Source organism: Mycobacterium sp. NPDC050853, assembly GCF_040653875.1.
Classification (GTDB): Bacteria; Actinomycetota; Actinomycetes; order Mycobacteriales; family Mycobacteriaceae; genus Mycobacterium.
Window position 1 is genome coordinate 387,639 of record NZ_JBFAGW010000004.1, and the last position, 18,193, is coordinate 405,831.

Consider the following 18,193-nt stretch of genomic DNA (forward strand, 5'->3'; position numbering starts at 1 on the left):
CGCCCGTCCCCACGCCTCAGGTGCCACACTGATGACTTGTGCGCAAAGGTAACTAAGTATCAGGGGACTCGGTGGCTTCTTCCAACGCTCTGTCGACATCGTGGGACATATTCAAGACATCGATACGTCTCCTGCGCCGACACAGAACACTCGTGCTCTTCCCCGTCGCGGCCGGCATTACCGTCGTGCTTTTCATCGTGGTGTTGATAGCTCTGGGGCTCTTGCTACCGCCGAACATCGACAAGACCACGCCGCAGTTCGTCCGTACCGCCCTGGCCGTCGACTACGTCATCCTCTTGTATCTCACGATGTTCTGGCTCACGGCCCTCATCGCGCAGGCGAACGACGCGCTGGAGGGTAGAGAACCGAGCTTTGCCAAGGGTTTCTCGACCGCCACCCGCTACCGCAAGCGGCTGATTCCCTGGGTTCTCATCGAGGCGGCCGTCACGTGGGGCATCGGTGTCATCGACGAGAACCTCCTGTATGTCGGAACCCTCCTGCACGTTCTGTTCATCGGACGGTTCCTCGATCTCATGTGGCATGCGGTCTCATTCCAGGTGCTTCCCACAATCATTCTGCGAGACGTCGGCTCCGCGGACGCCATCAAGGCCTCCACGAGAATGCTTCGGCGCCTGCTGGCCAAGAACGTCCTCGCCCAGATATGCCTTCGCGTCTTCACCCTCATGCTGGTACTGCCGGGTGCGGGCTTGCTTTTTGCAGCCGCCGCCGTGGGCCAAGGAGGGCTCTCCGGGGTGCTCGGACTGTGCGGAGGGCTCTGGATTGCGGTCGCAGTCCTTATCGCCGTAACCGTTAGCGGGATCTATCAAACGGCGCTGTACCGAAGTGCAGCCGCGTCGAGCACAACCTAAATAAAGAGCGTCAGCACGATCCAGGTGGCGACGGCCGAGGGCAGTAGGGAATCGAGACGGTCCATGATGCCGCCGTGGCCCGGCAACAGCGTGCCCATATCTTTGATACCCAAGTCGCGCTTGACCTGGGATTCCACCAGGTCGCCCAGCGTTCCGGTAATGACGAGCATGACGCCCAGGGCGATACCGACGAATGGGTGATGCCCCAGCAGGAACGTCACCGCCAACGTAGACGCGGCCGTGCCCACGATCAACGACCCGGCAAGCCCCTCCCAGGACTTCTTCGGGCTGATGGCCGGCGCCATCGGATGCTTGCCGAACAGGACACCGGCGGCGTAGCCGCCAATATCGGAGAACGTAACACCCAACATCAGGCAGAACACCTGGGCCGCACCGTTTTCCGGGTACACCAGCAGGGCTCCGAATGACGCGAAGAGCGGAATCCAGGCCGCGACGAACACCGTAATGGCGACATCACGCAAGTAGTTCACCGGCTGCTGACTCAGCCCGTGGCCCACCAGGCGCCAAATCATGCACACCACAACGGTTGCGGCGAAGGCACCAAGAGCACCCGAAGTCCCCCACGGCCAGGTCAGCCAGATCATGGCCTGCCCGCCGACGAGGAGGGGGATGAACGGTACGGAGATCTCTGCCTGGCGCAGCCGCTTGGTGACCTCCCACGTGGCAATCGCCATGAAGAACGAGATGATCCCGACCCACAGTTTGGGCTCGTAGAGCAACGAAAAGATGATCAGCGCCGCCAGCAGTGCCCCAACGCCGATGGCGGCCGGCAGGTTGCGTCCGGCCCGGGACTTCGCCCCTGAAGGGGGCGCGTCGGGCGCTGGAGCCGCGTCGGTATCTCCCATGGTCGTCATCACCGGCGGCCCTAGACCTCCAGTAGCTCGCCTTCTTTGTGCTTCACCAGCTCATCGATCTGGCTCACGTACTGGCCGGTGGTCTTGTCCAGATCCTTTTCCGCGCGGCCTACCTCGTCCTCGCCGGCCTCGCCGTCCTTCTTGATCCGGTTGAGCTCGTCATTGGCCTTGCGCCGGATGTTGCGCAGAGTCACCTTGGCGTCCTCGCCCTTGCCCTTGGCCTGCTTGACGAGCTCCCGACGACGTTCCTCGGTGAGCTGCGGGACGGCAATGCGGATGATGCTGCCGTCGTTGCTCGGGTTAAGCCCCAGATCCGAATTGCGGATGGCCTCTTCGATGGCCTTGAGCTGATTGGCCTCGTAGGGCTTGATGACCACAAGGCGCGCCTCGGGCACATTGATGCCGGCCACCTGGGTAATGGGGGTCGTGGTGCCGTAGTAGTCGATGACAACCCGTGAGAACATGCCGGGGTTGGCACGCCCGGTGCGAATCGTCGAGAAGTCGTCGCGGGCCACCGACACGGCCTTTTCCATCTTCTCCTCGGCGTCAAGAAGAACCTCGTCGATCACGAACGACCTCCTATGTAGTCCTGGTTGCGCACCATCACGGTGTAACCAGTGTTCCGATCTTCTCACCTGCGACCGCTCTGGCGATATTCCCTTCAGTCAGCAGGTTGAACACCAGGATCGGCATCCGGTTGTCCATACACAGGCTGAATGCGGTGGCGTCGGCGACCTGCAGTCCACGGTCGATGACCTCGCGGTGGGTGATCTCCGGAAGAAATTCGGCGTCCGGGTTGGCGCGAGGGTCATCGGTGAAGATGCCGTCGACCGCCTTGGCCATGAGCACCACCTCGGCGCCGATCTCCAGCGCACGCTGCGCGGCGGTGGTGTCGGTGGAGAAATACGGCAGCCCCATACCGGCACCGAAGATGACGACGCGGCCCTTCTCCAAATGCCTTCTGGCCCGCAGCGGGATGTACGGCTCGGCGACCTGCCCCATGGTGATGGCGGTCTGCACACGCGTGACGATGCCTTCTTTTTCCAGGAAGTCTTGGAGCGCAAGGCTGTTCATGACGGTGCCGAGCATGCCCATGTAGTCCGAGCGGGTCCGTTCCATACCGCGCTGCTGCAACTGCGCGCCGCGGAAGAAGTTGCCACCGCCGATGACGACCGCCACCTCGGCACCGGTGCGGACCACCTCTGCGATCTGGCTCGCCACCCTGTGGACCACATCAGGGTCGAGGCCGACGGCTCCCCCGCCGAACATCTCGCCGCCGAGCTTGAGCAGCACCCTTTTATATCCGGTGCGGCTCACGTCGCGAGTCATCACGCCTCCTGGGTACGGGGATCACACAAAGCACAGCCATCGGGGCCCTGCAGGCCGCGATGGCGTTGTCCATCCTGCCCTATTGGGCGACGCTCGTTGGCACGACCCGGCGAACCGAATCTCCGTCGGGTGTGGTTTCGGTGAGGCCGACGAGGACCTGTGGCAACGGTGCCACGTGCAACACCCCCAGACGCTGGGTGGCACGGGTGAGCGCCACATAGAGCTCGGAGGCACCGCGTGGGCCGGCGGCGAGGATCCGTTCCGGCTGCACCACCAGGACGGCATCGAATTCCAACCCCTTGGTCTCCGAAGCCGGCACCGTCCCCGGCACACCGGGCGGCCCGATCACCACACTGGTGCCCTCGCGACCGGCCTCGTCGTGCACGAACTCGTCGATGGCCTTCGATAATTCTGCCTCGGTCAGTTGCCTGGACCATGGCAGGAATCCACTGGAACGGACCGATTCGGGCGGCTGGGTACCCGGCGCGAACTCGGCCAGCAGCGCCGACGCGACCGCCATGATCTCGGCGGGAGTGCGGTAGTTCACCGACAGCGGCCGGTAGACCCACCGACCCGGTACATACGGCTGCAGCATGGAGTCCCAGGATGTGGCTCCGGCTACCGATCGGCGCTGAGCGAGATCTCCGACCACGGTGAAGGAGCGGCTCGGGCAACGGCGCATCAGCACTCGCCAGTCCATTTCGGACAGCTCCTGAGCCTCGTCGACCACGATGTGGCCGTATGTCCAGTCACGGTCCGCGGAGGCGCGCTCGACGAGGTCGCGAGTGTCACGCTCGGTGAAACGTTCCGCGAGGTCCTCGCCGTCGAGCAGATCGGTGGCGAACAGATGGTCCTCGTCGTCCATCATGTCCTCGCGGCCGGTCATCATGTCGAGCACACCAGCGGCATACGCGGCCTCGGCCCTGCGTTCACGTTCGGCAGCCTCCTCCGCCGCCTTATCCCGGCCCACCAGGTCGACCAGCTCGTCAAGCAGCGGCACGTCTGAGACCGTCCAGGCGTCACCAACGGCCCGGGCCAGCGCCGGATCAGCACCGGCCGCGCGCAGCCGCTCAGGTGAGGTATACAGCTCCGCCAACAGCGTCTCCGGTGTCAGCATCGGCCACAGCGCATCCAGTAGGGCGGCGAACCCCTCATGATCTCCCAGCTCGTCGAGCAGTTCCGCGCGCAGATGCTCCCAGGCGTGGCGGTCCTCCCGCGTCAGCCAGCCCTTGCCGATGCGCGGGATCGCCCGCTCGGTGAGCGCCCACGTGATGACATCGGTGAAGACCGTCCGGGCCTCGTTGTGCGGAAGCTTGCTCGCGCGCGCCTCGTCGATGGCCCATTGCGCGATATCGGTATCGATACGCACCGAGACATCGGCCAGGTCGATCTGCACGGCCTGCTCGGGTGTCCGCTGCCGATCCGCGATCGCCGCCGCAAGCACACCAAGGATCTGCAGCGAGCCCTTGAGCCGCGCCGCCTCCGCGTCATCCTCGGTGGTGACCTTCAGACCCGGCAGCAGGTCGCCCGCCGTCGTGAAGACCACATTCGTCTCGCCCAATGAGGGCAGTACGCGCGAAATATGGCCGAGGAAGGCCGCATTGGGCCCGACGACCAGCACACCGTGGTGTTCCATCCGCTTGCGCTGGGTGTACAGCAGATAGGCGACGCGGTGCAGCGCCACGACGGTCTTGCCGGTACCGGGGCCGCCCTCGATCACCAGCACACCCGGATGATCAAGCCGGATGATCCGGTCCTGTTCGGCCTGGATGGTCGACACGATGTCGCGCATCCCGTGACCGCGCGGTGCGTTGACAGCCGCAAGCAGCGCGGTATCGCTCATACCGCCGCGTTCGCCGTCGCCCGCCTCGCCGTCCGGGCGGCCAAGGATTTCATCGGCGAAATCGTCGACGTGACGTCCCCGAGTTCGGAATTGACGCCGCCGCCGGGTGTTTTCCGGGTTGGCGCCGGTGGCGGTGTAGAACGCCTGCGCCACCGGCGCTCGCCAATCGATCAGCAACGGCTCGTATTCGTTCTGGCTGTCGAGAAGGCCTATCCGACCGACGTAGCAGCGTTCCCCCGTGATGGCGTCCAGCCGGCCGAAGCACAGGCCGTCATCGGCGACCTCCAACCGTTGCGTCTGCCTGGCCAGTGCGCGCACCTCGTCATCGCGCTCAACCATGGCGGCGCCGTTCTGCAGATCAACGGACTCGCGCAAGGCCGCGCGGTACCGGCCCTTCACGCGGGCGCGTTCGGCGTCGAGCCGCGTGTAGAGCCCGGCGATGTACTCCTGCTCGGACTGCAGTTCTTCTTCGTGGGTCGGCACCCGGATTTCTCCCCATTCTCCTTCTAGTTCATGGCATCTGATATTCGGCCAGCGATTGTGCTCCATGACCGGGGCCTTGCCGCAAGCCCCACCATGCGATATATGTTTAAAGGGTAGGGGAATCAGACCGAGCCGACATGGGTCGGAACCGTCGGCCCCACCCTTTCATGCACGTCTTTGAGCAAGATCTGCAGCAGTTCGGCCAGTTGCGTGCGTTGGGCGGTGCTGAGCCCGGTGATCAATTCCAACTCCTCGGTCAGCAGCTGATCGACGGTGGATTCGACCAGCGCGTGCCCGGTCTCGGTAAGCGATACCGAGACGCTGCGGGGTAACGGCCCGGGCTCACGGGTCACGAGCCCCTCACGCTCAGCCCGGGCGACCCGCTGCGATACCGCCCCGGCCGTCACCATTGTGCGCTCGGCGATCTCGCGGGTGGTGAGACGGTAGGGCGATCCGCTACGGCGCAGCGTGCTGAGCAGATCCAAGGTGGCCATATCCACGCCAAGCCCGGCCAAAAGCTTTCGTCTCTGGGCCCCGAACAGCGTCGCGAGATGCCAGATCCTGGTCACCACACCTATGGAATCGGTTGGTGCGCTCGGCCTCTCCCGCTGCCAGGCTGACGCGATCTCGTCAGCGGCGTCTTGACACTCCATATGAATCATTCTACCGTTTAGACCTAAACATTTAGACCTAAACGAACGGAGCGTCGCATGCGCACAGCAGTGGTCACCGGTGGCGGGACTGGGATCGGATTCGCCATCGCCTCAGCACTCATCGACGCAGGTACACGGGTATTCATCACCGGACGCCGAGCGGACGTGTTGGACGCCGCCGCAGCAGCGCTCGGCCCACACACTCAAGCACTCCCCTGCGATCACACCGACCCGGATCACGTCAGCCGCCTCGCGGCGCAGTTCACCGAACCTATCGACATCCTGGTGAACAACGCCGGAGGAAACACCGACTTCGACGCCGATGCCCCCGATGGTCTGCACGAGTTGGCCGACCGGTGGCGCACCAACCTGGAGGCCAATCTCATCAGCGCCGTACTCACCACCACCGCGCTCGGCGATCGATTGGCCACCGGCGGCGCCGTGGTGCATATCGGCTCCATCGCAGCACACAACGGTGCGGGGTCATACGGTGCGGCCAAGGCAGCACTGGCTTCGTGGAACGTCCAGCTCGCCGCCGAACTCGGCTCCCGCGACGTCACCTCGAATGTCGTCGCACCCGGCTATATCGCCGAGACCGAGTTCTTCCGCGACAAGCTCGCCGATACCCGACGCACCACACTCATCGCATCCACGCACACCGGACGTGCCGGCACCCCAGCCGATGTGGCGAACACCATCGGCTTCCTCACGTCATCGGGCGCGCGCCACATCACCGGACAGGTCATCAACGTCAACGGCGGCGCGCTGACGACCATCTAGTCGGCGGTCGCCGCCGTCCGCAGCTCTTGTCGCCAACTCCACAAGCCGACCGCGGCCATGACGCTGAGGAACGCGTAAAAACCTGCCGTGAGGTTCAGACCCTTGAAGAGATAGACCCCGACAGAGAACGTGTCGGTGACGATCCACAGGGCCCAGTTCTCGATCCATTTTCGGTTCATCATGAATTGGGAGACCACACTGAGCCCAGTGATTATCGAATCAAGCTGTGGGACATTGGAATCGGTGAAGGTGACCAGGAAGGCATAGAGCCCCGCGACCAGGACCGCCAGGGACAATGCCAACGGCAGCCATGCCCATTGCGGCGTCCGCCGCACCGCCACCCCATGCCGGTCTCGGCTTCCCCGCCGCCACAGATACCAACCCTGCACTGCTAACGCAATAAACATGATCTGCAGGGCCGCATCGGCATACAGGGTCTGCCGACCAAAGACCACTATGTAGAACAGCGAGCTGACGATCGCCACCGGGAAGGTCCAAATATTTTGGCGGACAGCAAGGATGACGAACAGCACACCGGCCAGGCTCCCGATTAGCTCAGTCCAGTCCACGGCAACAGGCTAGCCGAGCATTAAACTCGCGCCATGGCGACACCGGCCCAGCAGCGGAGCTTCTCGTGGCTGGCCAAGCTCATCAACGAGAGCGAGCCACGTTGCGGTGACGTGCGCGTCGTAGCCATCGACGGCCAGGGCGCTGCCGGTAAGAGCACCTTTGCTGCGCGATTGCGCACCGCGCTGTCAGCGACAACCCCTTCGACAGTGGTCCTGCACACGGATGACTTCGCGTCCTGGGACACGCTCTTCGGGTGGTGGCCCCGGCTCGAGGACCAGGTACTGACGCCCTGGGCGCACGGCGAACAGGCCCGGTATCGACGCTATGACTGGGAGACCCGTGAATTCGGTCTATGGGAGCGGTGCTCACCGCCGTCGGTGCTGATTCTCGAGGGCGTCGGGTCGGGCCGATTGGCCGCCGCCAGTCGGTTGAGTTCGCTGATCTGGGTGCAGACCGACCAGGCAACCCGCCGTCGCCGCGCCGAGGCTCGCGATGGCGAGCAGCTCCGCGAGTTCTGGCAACTGTGGATTGATGCGGAGGAACAGCACTTCCGCCAGGATCCCACTGCGGGACGCGCCGATATCACCGTCGACGGCGACCCCGCTGTGGTCCTGGACGACCCCGAGCACTATTTCCTTCCCGGCGGTTAGACCTTTAGAGGGGAAGCTAGCGCAACGGGACCGTCGGACCGTTCGGGTCGAGCGAGGCGCAGCTGTCCTTCCCCACCGTTGTCGAGCATTTCGCCGCCGGGATCGCAGGACGATAGCCGGGTGCAACACCGCCAGCCCGGGTGATCTGGGTATAAGTCTGCACAGCATCGGTGGGCACGCGCTTCAGCGCCGGGTCACCCAACGCATCGACGGTATACAAGCCGAAACGTGGCCGGTAGCTTCCCCATTCGTAGTTATCGACCAATGACCAATAGTTGTACCCGACGATCGGGATGCCATCGGCCTTGGCCCGCTGCAGCCAGAAGACGGTGTCGTTGAGGTACTGCGATCGAGTCACTCCATCCGACCGCGCCTTGCCGTTATCGGTGACCATTCCGTTCTCGACGATGTAGATCGGCAACCCGGGATATCTCTGCGCGTAGTGCCGAGACACGTAGTAGATGTCCTCGGGCTGCAGCTTGATATCCCACCGCGCCGCCATGCTCTGGCTCGATGCCGGATTATCCGCTGCGGTACCGGTGTAGTAGTCGAACCCCAGGTAGTCCAGACTGCCCTTGACCCGATCGAAGAACGACCCCTCAATCCCTTGTATCCCGTAATCTGCGAACTGCGCCAACACATCTGGCGGGATGTAGGCCTCGTTGGTCGTCACCTTGGCATCGGGGTCGGCCTCGTGGGCGGCGCGGTACACCGCGCGATGCGCGTCGGCGACGCGGTCGAGGAATCCATTGAATTCCTCCGGCTTGATCGCCCCGGTCAACATCTCCATGCCCGCGAAGGCCACCGGCTCGTTGATGCTCACCCACAGCACACCTTGTCCGGCATAGCGTTTGGTGATCGCCGTGGCGAACTCTTCGAATGCCGCGAGGTTGTTCATGAATCCGCCGCTGTCGGCAACCCAGCCCGGATACACCCAGTGCATCAGGGTGATCATCGGCGTCATGCCATTTTCGCGAAGCGTGGAGACAATGGAGTCGTAGTAGGCCAATTCCTTCTCGTCCCACTTGCCCGGCTCCGGCATGACTCGCGACCACTCCAGACCGAATCGAAACGTATTGACGCCCATCGCATGCGCGTTGGCAATGTCCTCCTGGTAGCGGTGCCGAAAATCATCGGCCTGCTTGTACGGGTCGACAGGCCCGTGCGCGAGTGGATTGGAGTTGTCGGTCGGCACCGGCTTGCCCGCGGTGCGGTCGACGTAACGGCGCCAATTGCTGTCCGGAGCATCCCCCTCGACCTGGTAGCCCGCGGTGGCGGTGCCCCAGTAGAACCCGTGATCCCAGGCCGAGTCGTCCTTTGCAACCTCTTGTCGAGAACTGCACGCGGACATGCCTAATGCAAGTACGACGGCCGACGACAACAGCACCCTTATCCACCTCATACCAAAACAATACACTGTATGGTTTTCTAGGTGAGCAGCCGCTCCCACACTCGGCGCATGTGACTACCCATATCGATGGACGGGTCCGACATCCACTGGATCTGAATACCGTCGGCGGCGGCGATCAACGCAGTGGCCGCGAAATCGGCATCCACATGCGCGGGGACAACGCCTGCGGCCTGACGGCCTCGCACGTACCCGGCGATGAGTGCACGCATCTTCTCGTACCGATCCCGCAGGTACGTCCCGGCAGGATGCCGCGGGTCGACGGCCGCAGCGGCGGCCAACGACAGATACACCGTCCCCGAGCCAGGCTTGCTCGCCTTGTCGAGCATTGCCTGGGCAAGTGCCTCACCGGGATCGATATCTGTCTCCAGATTCGGATTCCGGTACCACTCTTCAATACCGGCATCGGCGTCGCGCTGGATCTCGGTGAGGATCACGTCCCGTGTCGGGAAGTAGTGCATAAGCCCGGCCAGGCTGATGTTGGCTTCTTTGGCTATGACGCGCATCGAGGCGCCGGCCTCCCCGTCACGCTCCAAGACCGTCAGCGCGGCGGCAAGGATCTCCTGACGTTTGGCTACGCCCTTGGGATACCGCTTTGCATTCCGCCCGACAGCTGGCATTGCCCGAGGCTAGCGCACAAAATAGTTCGGCCCCGCACAGGAACGAATCCTGGCGGGGCCGAACGTGATAGATCGAACTAGACCTGGCCAACCTCGAACCGCGCGAAGCGGGTCACGGTAACACCGGCCTCATCGAGCAGTGCCTTGACGGTCTTCTTGCTATCGGACACCGACGGCTGGTCCAGCAGCACGACGTCCTTGTAGTAACCGTTGACGCGGCCCTCGACGATCTTGACCAACGCCTGCTCGGGCTTGCCTTCGGCCTTCGCCGTCTCCTCGGCGATACGACGCTCGTTCTCAACCACATCGGCCGGAACATCCTCGCGCGTCAGGTACTTCGCCTTGAGTGCGGCGATCTGCAGCGCCACGGAGTGCGCAGCCTCGGTGTTCGAGCCGGTGTACTCGACCAGCACGCCCACAGCCGGCGGCAGATCCGCGGCACGCTTGTGCAGGTAGGCCTCGACAGTCCCATCGAAGTACGCCACCCGGCGCAGCTCCAACTTCTCGCCGATCTTGGCCGCCAGGTCGGCGATGGCCTGCTCGACCGTCCGGCCGTCCTCGACCTTCGCTGCCTTGAGAGCCTCCAGCTCGCCGATCTTGCCGGCCGCGGCTGCACCGACGATCGCGTCGGCGAGACCCTGGAACTCGGCGTTCTTGGCGACGAAGTCGGTCTCCGAGTTGAGCTCGACGAGCACACCGTCACGCGCGGCGACGAGACCCTCGGCGGTGGCGCGCTCAGCGCGCTTGCCAACATCCTTGGCGCCCTTGATACGCAGCACCTCGACGGCCTTGTCGTAGTCACCGTCGGACTCGGCTAGGGCGTTCTTGCAGTCGAGCATTCCGGCACCGGTCAGTTCCCGGAGCCGCTTCACATCGGCAGCAGTGAAATTCGCCATTTAGCCTTCCTCGGTTACGGTTTCGGTCTTCTCAGCAGCCTCGGCCGGAGCCTCGACAGCCTCGGCCGGTGCCTCGGCGGACTCAGCGGCAGCCTCGTCGGTAGTTGCTACGGCAGAGGCAAGCAGCTCCTGCTCCCACTCGGCCAGCGGCTCGGCGGCCTCGGGCTTCTCGTCGCCACCGGACAGACCGGAACGGGCCTGCAGGCCCTCGGCGATAGCAGAAGCAACGACCTTGGTGATCAGTGCAGCACTGCGGATCGCGTCGTCGTTACCCGGGATCGGGTAGTCGACAACATCGGGATCGCAGTTGGTATCCAGGATCGCAATGATCGGGATGTTCAGCTTGCGGGCCTCGGCAATAGCGAGGTGCTCCTTGTTCGTGTCCACGATGAAGATCGCCGAGGGCACCTTGATCATGTCGCGGATACCGCCGAGGCTGCGCTCAAGCTTGTTCTTCTCACGCGTGAGCATGAGGATTTCCTTCTTGGTGCGACCCTCGAAGCCACCGGTCTGCTCCATCGACTCCAGCTCCTTCAGGCGCTGCAGGCGCTTGTGGACGGTGGAGAAGTTGGTGAGCATGCCGCCCAGCCAGCGCTGGTTCACGTAAGGCATGCCGACACGGGTCGCCTCTTCGGCGATGGACTCCTGGGCCTGCTTCTTGGTGCCGACGAACATGACCGAACCACCGTGGGCGACGGTCTCCTTGACGAACTCGTATGCCCTGTCGATGTAGGTCAGCGTCTGCTGCAAGTCGATGATGTAGATGCCATTGCGGTCGGTGAAGATGAACCGCTTCATCTTGGGGTTCCAACGACGGGTCTGATGCCCGAAGTGCGCGCCGCTGTCAAGCAGCTGCTTCATGGTCACAACAGCCATTTCGGCTATTTCCTTACTTAGTCGGTTGTCGCCCGGGATCGGGTGATCCTGGACCCTGGCGTCTGCTGATGCCGGAACCCGTCTGGAGAATCTCTCCCCATCTGGGACCGCCCGGCTTGCTGATCACGTACTCGTGTGCAGACGCGCGAAGTCAACCCGCTAGGCGAGTTGCGGTAATGACTTTACATGCTTCCGGTACGTGGTTTTCCCACGTCCCGGAAGCCACGGCGAGTTATCCACAGAAGCCGGAACGGCCCTTTCCCCTGCGCCATCTTCCCCTGACGATGACCTTGTGCGGTTCAGAGGGCTCGGCTGTCTGGTATTCGGCCTCACACTGGCTGCCGCCGCGTCCCCTGCGGCGGCGGCCGCCCCGGGCGATATAGGGAACCGTTTCGACTGGCCGCTCAGACCCCGACCTGCAGTAACCCGGTCATTCGACAAACCGCAGGAGCGCTGGAACCGAGGGCACCGCGGGGTCGACCTGGTGAGTTCTGCCGACCAACGCGTGTACGCGGCCGGGCCGGGAACCGTGGTGTTCGCCGGGTCTCTCGCGGGGCGGCCGCTGGTATCGGTCGAACACGAGGGTGGCCTACGCACTACGTATGAGCCCGTCACTCCGCTGGTGCGGCCGGGCCAGCGCGTTGCAGAAGGGTCCGCCATCGGCACCCTGCTGCCGGGACATCAGGGCTGCGCCGCGGCGGCCTGCTTGCACTGGGGTGCGCTGCGCGGGCCGGCGTCCGCTGCGGACTACCTGGATCCGCTGGGACTGCTCAGATCAACACCGATTCGGCTCAAGCCGCTTCAGGCGGGCTGACAGACGTCCACGTGTGCCGGTTTACCGGTGGTCTGCGAGATCCGGGAGACCGCGTCGTGAAAACGATCGAGCGCGTCCTGCTCGGTCACCACTTGATAAAACGCGCGCATCTCACCGCCGTTGGCCACGCATACCCACCATGGCGGGTAGACATCGGCAGCCGCGGTGCCCGGGGCCACGGTTCCGAGGCCCAGCACGGCGGCCGCAGCCGCCACCAGAATTCCCGCGCGCATGCTTGGCATTTTAGTCACCGGACCGAGGCCGACCAGGCTCTTGCCCATAATTCCAGCGGGGCCAAGGCGACGAGCAGACCCTTCCCGACTGCCGTCAGGGAGTACCGCCCGTCCCGGTTGCGCACGATATGCGCGGCGGTGAGTTCATCGAGGCGCGTGGTGAGCACACCGCTGGACGCATCACCTATCCCGTTTCTCAGTTCCGGGAGGGTCTTTGTCCCCGATCGCAACTCCCATATGACGAGGATTGCCCAGCGCCGGCCGAAGAGGTCGAATGCCGCCATGAGTGGCCGTCCGGAACCGGACCCGCGTACCGGAGTCCCGGGCCGTGGCGTGACAGCACCGGCGGGTGCCTCCGCCTCGGACACCCCGGCACTCGCGATGATCGCGATGAGCCGACTGGCGCGTTCGGCCATCTGCTCGGCGCTCTGCTCGGGATGCCGGATCCACCAGGTGATCATGGCGCCGACCATTCCCATCCAGCCCTGGGTGAGCACACCAATGTCCTTCTCATCACGCAGCTGTGCGGCGGCGTCGCCGACCGCGGCGACGCCCTGACCGGCCAGCGCGGCGAGCCGGATTCTGGCAGCCCGCGCCGCGGCGAGCGCTTCGCTCTCCTCCGGGAGCGTCTGGTCCCAGATCACCAGCCAGTCCGAGGGGCGCGGCGCCAAGGCTTGGAAGACGGCTTGCAGGACCGCGCGCGGCAAAGCCAGCGTGGGCGGAGCAGCCTCCATGGCCGCCTCGATCTGGTCGCCCACGATCACTCCGGCGCGCTGCACGCATGCGATGTACAGCTGCTCCTTGGATCCGAAATACGCCAAGACCATAGGCTTGGAAATGCCCACACTCGAGGCCACGTCGGCCAGGGACATGCCTGCGTAGCCGTTGCGCCCGAACTCCTGACAGGCGGCATCCAGGATCTGTTGCTCGCGCTCAGCGCGTGGCACACCCTTAGTACCGGCCCTTGTCACCAGTCCCTTCTACCAGTTCCGCAGGCTCGCCACCCCAAAAGCAGTGTGCTCCCCGTCACAGTAGACCGATCGGTGTGATATTGATATGACCGACTGTTAAATTAACGATCGTCCAGTTAACGTCAACGATCACCGACCGGATCGATGAGGAGCTGGAATGCGTGGCGCATGGGTGTATTTGGTATCGATTGCGATCCTCTGTATCGCCGGGGGGTACATAGCCCATCTGCGGCTGAGTGATATCCCCGACCCGGCGATCGGCCATTCGGCCAAGCGACCGTCGATCGGCACGCCCCGTGAAAAGGTCGTCGAGTACCGGCTCGACGGGCCCGCCGGTGCCACCGTCTCGGCGTCGTACCTCGATGTAGACGGAACGGTGCGCGAGGTATCGGGCACGCTCCCCTGGCAGACCACGCTGCGCACGGCCCAGCTCACCATCCCCACTGGCGTCATCGCACAGTCCAGCAGCGGGCAGGCGTCCTGTCGCATCACGATCAACGGCCAGGTCCGTGACGAGAAGGCATCCGACTCGCCGGCCGTCTCCTGCCAGGTGGTGGTGGCGTGAACACCCAGAACAACCGACGCCCCCTCCTCGCCCGATTGCTCTACCGGTTCTCCCTACCCGTCGTCGTGGTGTGGCTCGTCGCCGCCGGGGCACTCAATCTCGCTGTCCCCCAGCTGGAGACGGTGATCAAGGGGCACGCCCGCTCGTTCCTGCCCGATGACGCCGCCTCCGTGCAGGCAATCGTCAAGATGGGCAACTACTTCGGCGGTGCCGGTACCAACAACTTCGTCTATCTACTCCTGGAAGGCGACGCGCCCCTGGGAACCGAAGCGCACCAGTACTACTCGTCGGTCCTCGAACGGATCAACCAGGACAAGCAACACGTCAACTCCTCCATGGACCTGTGGTCCAATCCACAGTTCTCCCCCGCCAACGAGAGTGCGGACGGCAAGGCCGCCTACGTTCTGATAAACCTGGCCGGCAACATGGGAACCGCCCTGGCCATGGAATCCACCCAGGCCATCCGCGATCTCATCGCGGAATATCCACCACCCCAAGGGCTTTCCGCGCATCTGACGGGGCCATCCGCAGTGGTCAACGACGAGCTGGTGTCGATCAACGACTCGATCCTGTTGCTGCTGATCTCCTGTGGCCTGTTGGTCGGCGCCATCTTGTTCCTTGTGTACCGCAACCCGATCACCATCGCGATGCCGTTGCTGGTCGCGGGCGCGGGGCTCGGTGTCGGACGGCCCCTGGTCGCGTTCCTCGGCGAACATCAAGTCATCGGGGTGTCGATCTTCGCCTCAGCCCTGCTGGCGGTGATTGTGCTGGGGGCCGGAATCGATTACGGCATATTCCTTCTCGGCAGATACCAGGAAGCGCGCCGGGCCGGAGCGGACCCGGAGTCCGCGTACTACACGGCTCTGGCCGGGGTGCAGCACATCATCATCGCCTCGGGGCTCACCGTCGCCGGGGCCACGGCCTGCATGGTCTTCACCCGCTTGGCCATCTTCAGCACCTCCGGGCTGCCCTGCACCATCGCGGTGATGGTCACCCTTGCCGCGGCATTGACCCTCGGACCCGCACTCCTGGCCCTGGGCAGCCGGCGCGGGTTCTTCGAGCCGCGCCAAGATAAGTCACAGCGTCGGTGGCGCCGCATCGCCACCTATGTGGTGCGCTGGCCGGGGCCGGTGTTGGCGGGCAGCATGGCTGTCCTCGCACTCGCGCTGTTGGTGCTGCCGGGATTCCGGCCCAGCTACGACGAGCGGCGGGCGCAGCCCAGCGACTCTCCCGCGAATCTCGGCTTCGCCGCGGCGGACCGTCATTTGCCACCAAACATCATGGCGCCCAGCCTCTTCCTGATCGAGTCGGATCATGACATGCGGAACTCGGGGGACATGATCGCGCTGGCGAAATTGTCCAACGCGGTGTTGGCCATTCCCGGGATCAACAATGTGCAGGGCATCACCCGTCCACTCGGGGCTCCACTGGAACAAGGCGCGCTGACGTCCCAGGCGGGCTATATCGGTGGCCGCCTCACCCAGATGACCAATCTGCTCGGCCAGCGCATCAATGACCTCACCGCGCTCAGTGGCCAGGTCGGGCAGCTGTCTCTCACGGTCAAGGGCCTGGAGCAGGCATTGCAGAACGGCACCCGCGGCGCGACTCAGATCCATACGGGCGCAGCCGAACTGCGCACTAGCCTGGCCGCCGTCGTGCAGAAGGTCGACACGCTACGGGAAACCGCCAAACCCGCCGAGCAGTTCGTGGGCTCCATCCCGAACTGTCGGGACAACGAGTACTGCCAGGCCGCGCTCACCGGTTTTACGCTCTTCGACGATCTGCACCGTTTCGACGGGCTTGTCGGCAATCTGGTGAACGGAACCGGGGCTCTAGCACAGACATTGCCTCAGCTCGGCGCGCAGCTGTCGGGCCTGAAGGCCTTCATTACGCAGGTCAATGCGGTCACCGCACCATTGCAGAGCACCCTGCAGGTCCTGGTTCCCCAGGTCACCGAGATCACGCAATTCACCGACGAACTCAGCAAGAGCTTCGCGGCAGGCGACCCTGGCTCATCCTTCTTCCTACCCAGCCAGGCATTCGACAACCCGCTCTTCAAGAACGCGATGCCGTTCTTCTTCTCCACCGACGGCAAGGTGACGCGGATGATCGTCACACCGGATATGGAGGGGTTCAGCCGCGAAGCAATGGACCTGAGCTCCAAGATCATTCCGACCGCACTGCAGTCCATCAAGCAGACTTCGTTGGCTGGTAGCACGGTGAGCATCGGCGGCCCGGGCGGCACGTTGCTGAACATCGAGGCGTTCACCCGGGAGGATTTCATCACCAGCGTGGTGGCCGCGTTCGCCTTCGTGTTCTGCGTGGTGCTGATCCTGCTGCGCAGCCTCGTCGCCGCGATGGCGGTCATCGGCACCGTGGCACTGTCCTACCTATCAGCACTGGGGCTGGCGGTGTTCGTCTGGCAGGACATCATCGGCAATCCACTGCACTGGTCGGTGGCCCCCCTGTCCTTCGTATTCCTGGTCGCGGTGGGGGCGGACTACAACATGCTGCTGGTGGCCAGGTTCCGCGAGGAAATGCATGCCGGGATCAAGACGGGCATCATCCGGTCGATGGCCAACACCGGCGGCGTGGTCACCATCGCGGGACTGGTGTTCGGGTTCACCATGTTTGCGATGATCGCCGGTTATGCGCACAACATCGCGCAGCTCGGCACCACCGTCGGACTGGGTCTGCTGCTGGATACCCTCGTCGTGCGTTCGTTCGTGATCCCGTCCATCGCAACGCTGCTGGGGCGCTGGTTCTGGTGGCCGGTGGTGGTGCACGACCGAGCCACCGGCCGGGACACCAGCCGCGACACGATCACGCCCGTGGATGGGCCTGGTCGTGGACAGCTCGTAGGCGCGCCACGGTGACATGCGTGTACAGCTGGGTGGTGGCCAACGTGGAGTGCCCGAGCAACTCCTGAACCACCCTGAGGTCTGCGCCACCCTCCAGCAGATGCGTTGCGGCACTGTGCCGCAACCCGTGCGGGCCGATATCGGGGGCACCGGGCACGGCGGACATGGTCTGGTGCACCACGGTGCGGACTTGACGCGGGTCGATGCGCCCACCGCGGACACCGACTAGCAGAGCCGCACCGGAGCCCGTGGCGGCCAGATGCGGTCGTCCGCGTTCCAACCAGGCGGTCAAGGCGTCGGCGGCGGGACCCCCGAACGGCACGGTGCGCTCCTTGTCCCCTTTGCCCAAGACGCGCAACACCTTTCGCGATTGGTCGATATCATCCACATCCAGTCCGCACAATTCGCTGACCCGGATCCCAGTGGCGTACAACATTTCCATGATCAATCGGTCGCGTAGTGCCATCGGATCGTCTTGTTCCGCGCCGGAATGCGCCGCCTCCATAGCCGCCACGGCCTGGTCCTGTCGCAGCACGGCGGGTAGCGTTCGACGAGACTTGGGTTGTTGCAAGCGAATCGCGGGATCTGTCTCCATCAATCCGCGTCGGGTCGCCCAGGCGGTGAAGATCTTCACCGCCGAGGTGCGCCGCGCGATGGTGGAACGCGCGGCCCCCTGCCTGCCCTGAGCGCCGAGCCATGACCGCAGCACCGGTAGCGACAGGTCGGCCAGTGTGGCTGTGCCGATCGCGGGATTGGCTGTCGAAAGATGCTCGAACAACGAGGTGAGGTCACCACGATAGGCGCGCTGAGTGTGTACCGACCGCCCGCGTTCCAACGCAAGATACTCGGCGAACTCGTCGAGAATCGCGGTCAGCTGAGGGGTCACTCCCCCACGGT

Annotated in this window: 19 protein-coding genes; 6 read left to right on the forward strand and 13 right to left on the reverse strand. The window is 64.2% G+C overall.

Annotated elements, in window-relative coordinates:
* The first annotated feature begins 71 nt into the window (after positions 1-71).
* Complete coding sequence (locus AB0H22_RS16510; RefSeq protein WP_358147299.1) at positions 72-869, forward strand: DUF6159 family protein; 798 nt, start codon at positions 72-74, stop codon at positions 867-869.
* Here the strand turns inward: AB0H22_RS16510 and AB0H22_RS16515 are convergent.
* From AB0H22_RS16515 to AB0H22_RS16535, 5 genes are all read right to left on the reverse strand, one after another.
* Positions 866-1,735 carry a phosphatidate cytidylyltransferase gene (locus AB0H22_RS16515; protein ID WP_180749633.1) on the reverse strand — a complete coding sequence of 290 codons (870 nt, stop codon included), beginning with the start codon at positions 1,733-1,735 and terminating at the stop codon, positions 866-868. The two genes, AB0H22_RS16510 and AB0H22_RS16515, sit on opposite strands and share 4 nt — an antisense overlap.
* Positions 1,736-1,755: 20 nt before the next feature.
* Positions 1,756-2,313, reverse strand: coding sequence for a ribosome recycling factor (gene frr / locus AB0H22_RS16520; RefSeq protein ID WP_180748060.1), 558 nt, complete (start codon positions 2,311-2,313; stop codon positions 1,756-1,758).
* A gap of 34 nt (positions 2,314-2,347) precedes the next feature.
* The gene (pyrH, locus tag AB0H22_RS16525) at positions 2,348-3,073 is read right to left on the reverse strand and encodes a UMP kinase (protein ID WP_070910662.1); all 726 of its coding nucleotides are present in this window, start codon (positions 3,071-3,073) and stop codon (positions 2,348-2,350) included.
* Between the two features lie 79 nt (positions 3,074-3,152).
* A complete protein-coding gene (gene helR / locus AB0H22_RS16530) occupies positions 3,153-5,465 on the reverse strand; it encodes an RNA polymerase recycling motor ATPase HelR (RefSeq protein ID WP_358147302.1) in 2,313 nt (770 codons plus the stop codon).
* A gap of 56 nt (positions 5,466-5,521) precedes the next feature.
* Complete coding sequence (locus AB0H22_RS16535; protein ID WP_358147304.1) at positions 5,522-6,052, reverse strand: MarR family transcriptional regulator; 531 nt, start codon at positions 6,050-6,052, stop codon at positions 5,522-5,524.
* 57 nt (positions 6,053-6,109) lie between these two features.
* Between AB0H22_RS16535 and AB0H22_RS16540 the strand changes: the two genes are divergently transcribed.
* Entirely contained in the window at positions 6,110-6,832 is a 723-nt protein-coding gene (locus AB0H22_RS16540; protein WP_358147306.1) for an SDR family oxidoreductase, read from the forward strand.
* Here AB0H22_RS16540 and pnuC read toward each other — a convergent pair.
* A complete protein-coding gene (pnuC, locus tag AB0H22_RS16545; RefSeq protein ID WP_358147308.1) occupies positions 6,829-7,401 on the reverse strand; it encodes a nicotinamide riboside transporter PnuC in 573 nt (190 codons plus the stop codon). The genes AB0H22_RS16540 and pnuC overlap by 4 nt on opposite strands.
* Positions 7,402-7,434: 33 nt before the next feature.
* Between pnuC and AB0H22_RS16550 the strand changes: the two genes are divergently transcribed.
* Positions 7,435-8,052, forward strand: coding sequence for an aminodeoxychorismate synthase (locus AB0H22_RS16550; RefSeq protein ID WP_358147310.1), 618 nt, complete (start codon positions 7,435-7,437; stop codon positions 8,050-8,052).
* Between the two features lie 16 nt (positions 8,053-8,068).
* On the opposite strand, the gene AB0H22_RS16555 is transcribed toward AB0H22_RS16550, so the two are convergent.
* The 4 genes from AB0H22_RS16555 to rpsB all read right to left on the reverse strand — a co-directional run bounded on the left by AB0H22_RS16555 (position 8,069) and on the right by rpsB (position 11,852).
* Entirely contained in the window at positions 8,069-9,454 is a 1,386-nt protein-coding gene (locus AB0H22_RS16555; RefSeq protein WP_358147312.1) for a family 1 glycosylhydrolase, read from the reverse strand.
* A gap of 26 nt (positions 9,455-9,480) precedes the next feature.
* Complete coding sequence (locus AB0H22_RS16560) at positions 9,481-10,080, reverse strand: TetR/AcrR family transcriptional regulator (RefSeq protein ID WP_358147314.1); 600 nt, start codon at positions 10,078-10,080, stop codon at positions 9,481-9,483.
* Between the two features lie 77 nt (positions 10,081-10,157).
* Positions 10,158-10,976 carry a translation elongation factor Ts gene (gene tsf / locus AB0H22_RS16565; protein ID WP_180748066.1) on the reverse strand — a complete coding sequence of 273 codons (819 nt, stop codon included), beginning with the start codon at positions 10,974-10,976 and terminating at the stop codon, positions 10,158-10,160.
* Positions 10,977-11,852, reverse strand: coding sequence for a 30S ribosomal protein S2 (gene rpsB / locus AB0H22_RS16570; RefSeq protein ID WP_180748067.1), 876 nt, complete (start codon positions 11,850-11,852; stop codon positions 10,977-10,979).
* 334 nt (positions 11,853-12,186) lie between these two features.
* Between rpsB and AB0H22_RS16575 the strand changes: the two genes are divergently transcribed.
* Positions 12,187-12,666, forward strand: coding sequence for a M23 family metallopeptidase (locus AB0H22_RS16575; RefSeq protein WP_358147506.1), 480 nt, complete (start codon positions 12,187-12,189; stop codon positions 12,664-12,666).
* On the opposite strand, the gene AB0H22_RS16580 is transcribed toward AB0H22_RS16575, so the two are convergent.
* Together AB0H22_RS16580 and AB0H22_RS16585 are read right to left on the reverse strand one after the other, a co-directional pair.
* Complete coding sequence (locus tag AB0H22_RS16580; protein WP_358147317.1) at positions 12,654-12,899, reverse strand: hypothetical protein; 246 nt, start codon at positions 12,897-12,899, stop codon at positions 12,654-12,656. The two genes, AB0H22_RS16575 and AB0H22_RS16580, sit on opposite strands and share 13 nt — an antisense overlap.
* Before the next feature lie 14 nt (positions 12,900-12,913).
* The gene (locus AB0H22_RS16585) at positions 12,914-13,870 is read right to left on the reverse strand and encodes a TetR family transcriptional regulator (RefSeq protein WP_180748070.1); all 957 of its coding nucleotides are present in this window, start codon (positions 13,868-13,870) and stop codon (positions 12,914-12,916) included.
* 157 nt (positions 13,871-14,027) lie between these two features.
* Here AB0H22_RS16585 and AB0H22_RS16590 point away from each other — a divergent pair, with 157 nt between their 5' ends.
* Together AB0H22_RS16590 and AB0H22_RS16595 are read left to right on the forward strand one after the other, a co-directional pair.
* Complete coding sequence (locus tag AB0H22_RS16590; protein WP_180748071.1) at positions 14,028-14,435, forward strand: MmpS family transport accessory protein; 408 nt, start codon at positions 14,028-14,030, stop codon at positions 14,433-14,435.
* Complete coding sequence (locus AB0H22_RS16595) at positions 14,432-17,311, forward strand: RND family transporter (RefSeq protein ID WP_180748072.1); 2,880 nt, start codon at positions 14,432-14,434, stop codon at positions 17,309-17,311. The genes AB0H22_RS16590 and AB0H22_RS16595 overlap by 4 nt, the downstream gene beginning before the upstream one ends.
* Here AB0H22_RS16595 and AB0H22_RS16600 read toward each other — a convergent pair.
* A complete protein-coding gene (locus tag AB0H22_RS16600) occupies positions 17,259-18,182 on the reverse strand; it encodes a tyrosine recombinase XerC (RefSeq protein WP_180748073.1) in 924 nt (307 codons plus the stop codon). The genes AB0H22_RS16595 and AB0H22_RS16600 overlap by 53 nt on opposite strands.
* Between the last annotated feature and the right edge of the window lie 11 nt (positions 18,183-18,193).

Coding starts and splice junctions, on each gene's coding strand:
- AB0H22_RS16560 (WP_358147314.1), bottom strand. CDS start 10,080: ATGCCAGCTGTCGGGCGGAATGCAAAGCGGTATCCCAAGGGCGTAGCC.
- AB0H22_RS16535 (WP_358147304.1), bottom strand. CDS start 6,052: ATGGAGTGTCAAGACGCCGCTGACGAGATCGCGTCAGCCTGGCAGCGG.
- AB0H22_RS16515 (WP_180749633.1), bottom strand. CDS start 1,735: ATGGGAGATACCGACGCGGCTCCAGCGCCCGACGCGCCCCCTTCAGGG.
- pyrH (WP_070910662.1), bottom strand. CDS start 3,073: ATGACTCGCGACGTGAGCCGCACCGGATATAAAAGGGTGCTGCTCAAG.
- AB0H22_RS16540 (WP_358147306.1), top strand. CDS start 6,110: ATGCGCACAGCAGTGGTCACCGGTGGCGGGACTGGGATCGGATTCGCC.
- AB0H22_RS16580 (WP_358147317.1), bottom strand. CDS start 12,899: ATGCGCGCGGGAATTCTGGTGGCGGCTGCGGCCGCCGTGCTGGGCCTC.
- AB0H22_RS16590 (WP_180748071.1), top strand. CDS start 14,028: ATGCGTGGCGCATGGGTGTATTTGGTATCGATTGCGATCCTCTGTATC.
- tsf (WP_180748066.1), bottom strand. CDS start 10,976: ATGGCGAATTTCACTGCTGCCGATGTGAAGCGGCTCCGGGAACTGACC.
- AB0H22_RS16550 (WP_358147310.1), top strand. CDS start 7,435: ATGGCGACACCGGCCCAGCAGCGGAGCTTCTCGTGGCTGGCCAAGCTC.
- AB0H22_RS16555 (WP_358147312.1), bottom strand. CDS start 9,454: ATGAGGTGGATAAGGGTGCTGTTGTCGTCGGCCGTCGTACTTGCATTA.
- helR (WP_358147302.1), bottom strand. CDS start 5,465: ATGGAGCACAATCGCTGGCCGAATATCAGATGCCATGAACTAGAAGGA.
- rpsB (WP_180748067.1), bottom strand. CDS start 11,852: ATGGCTGTTGTGACCATGAAGCAGCTGCTTGACAGCGGCGCGCACTTC.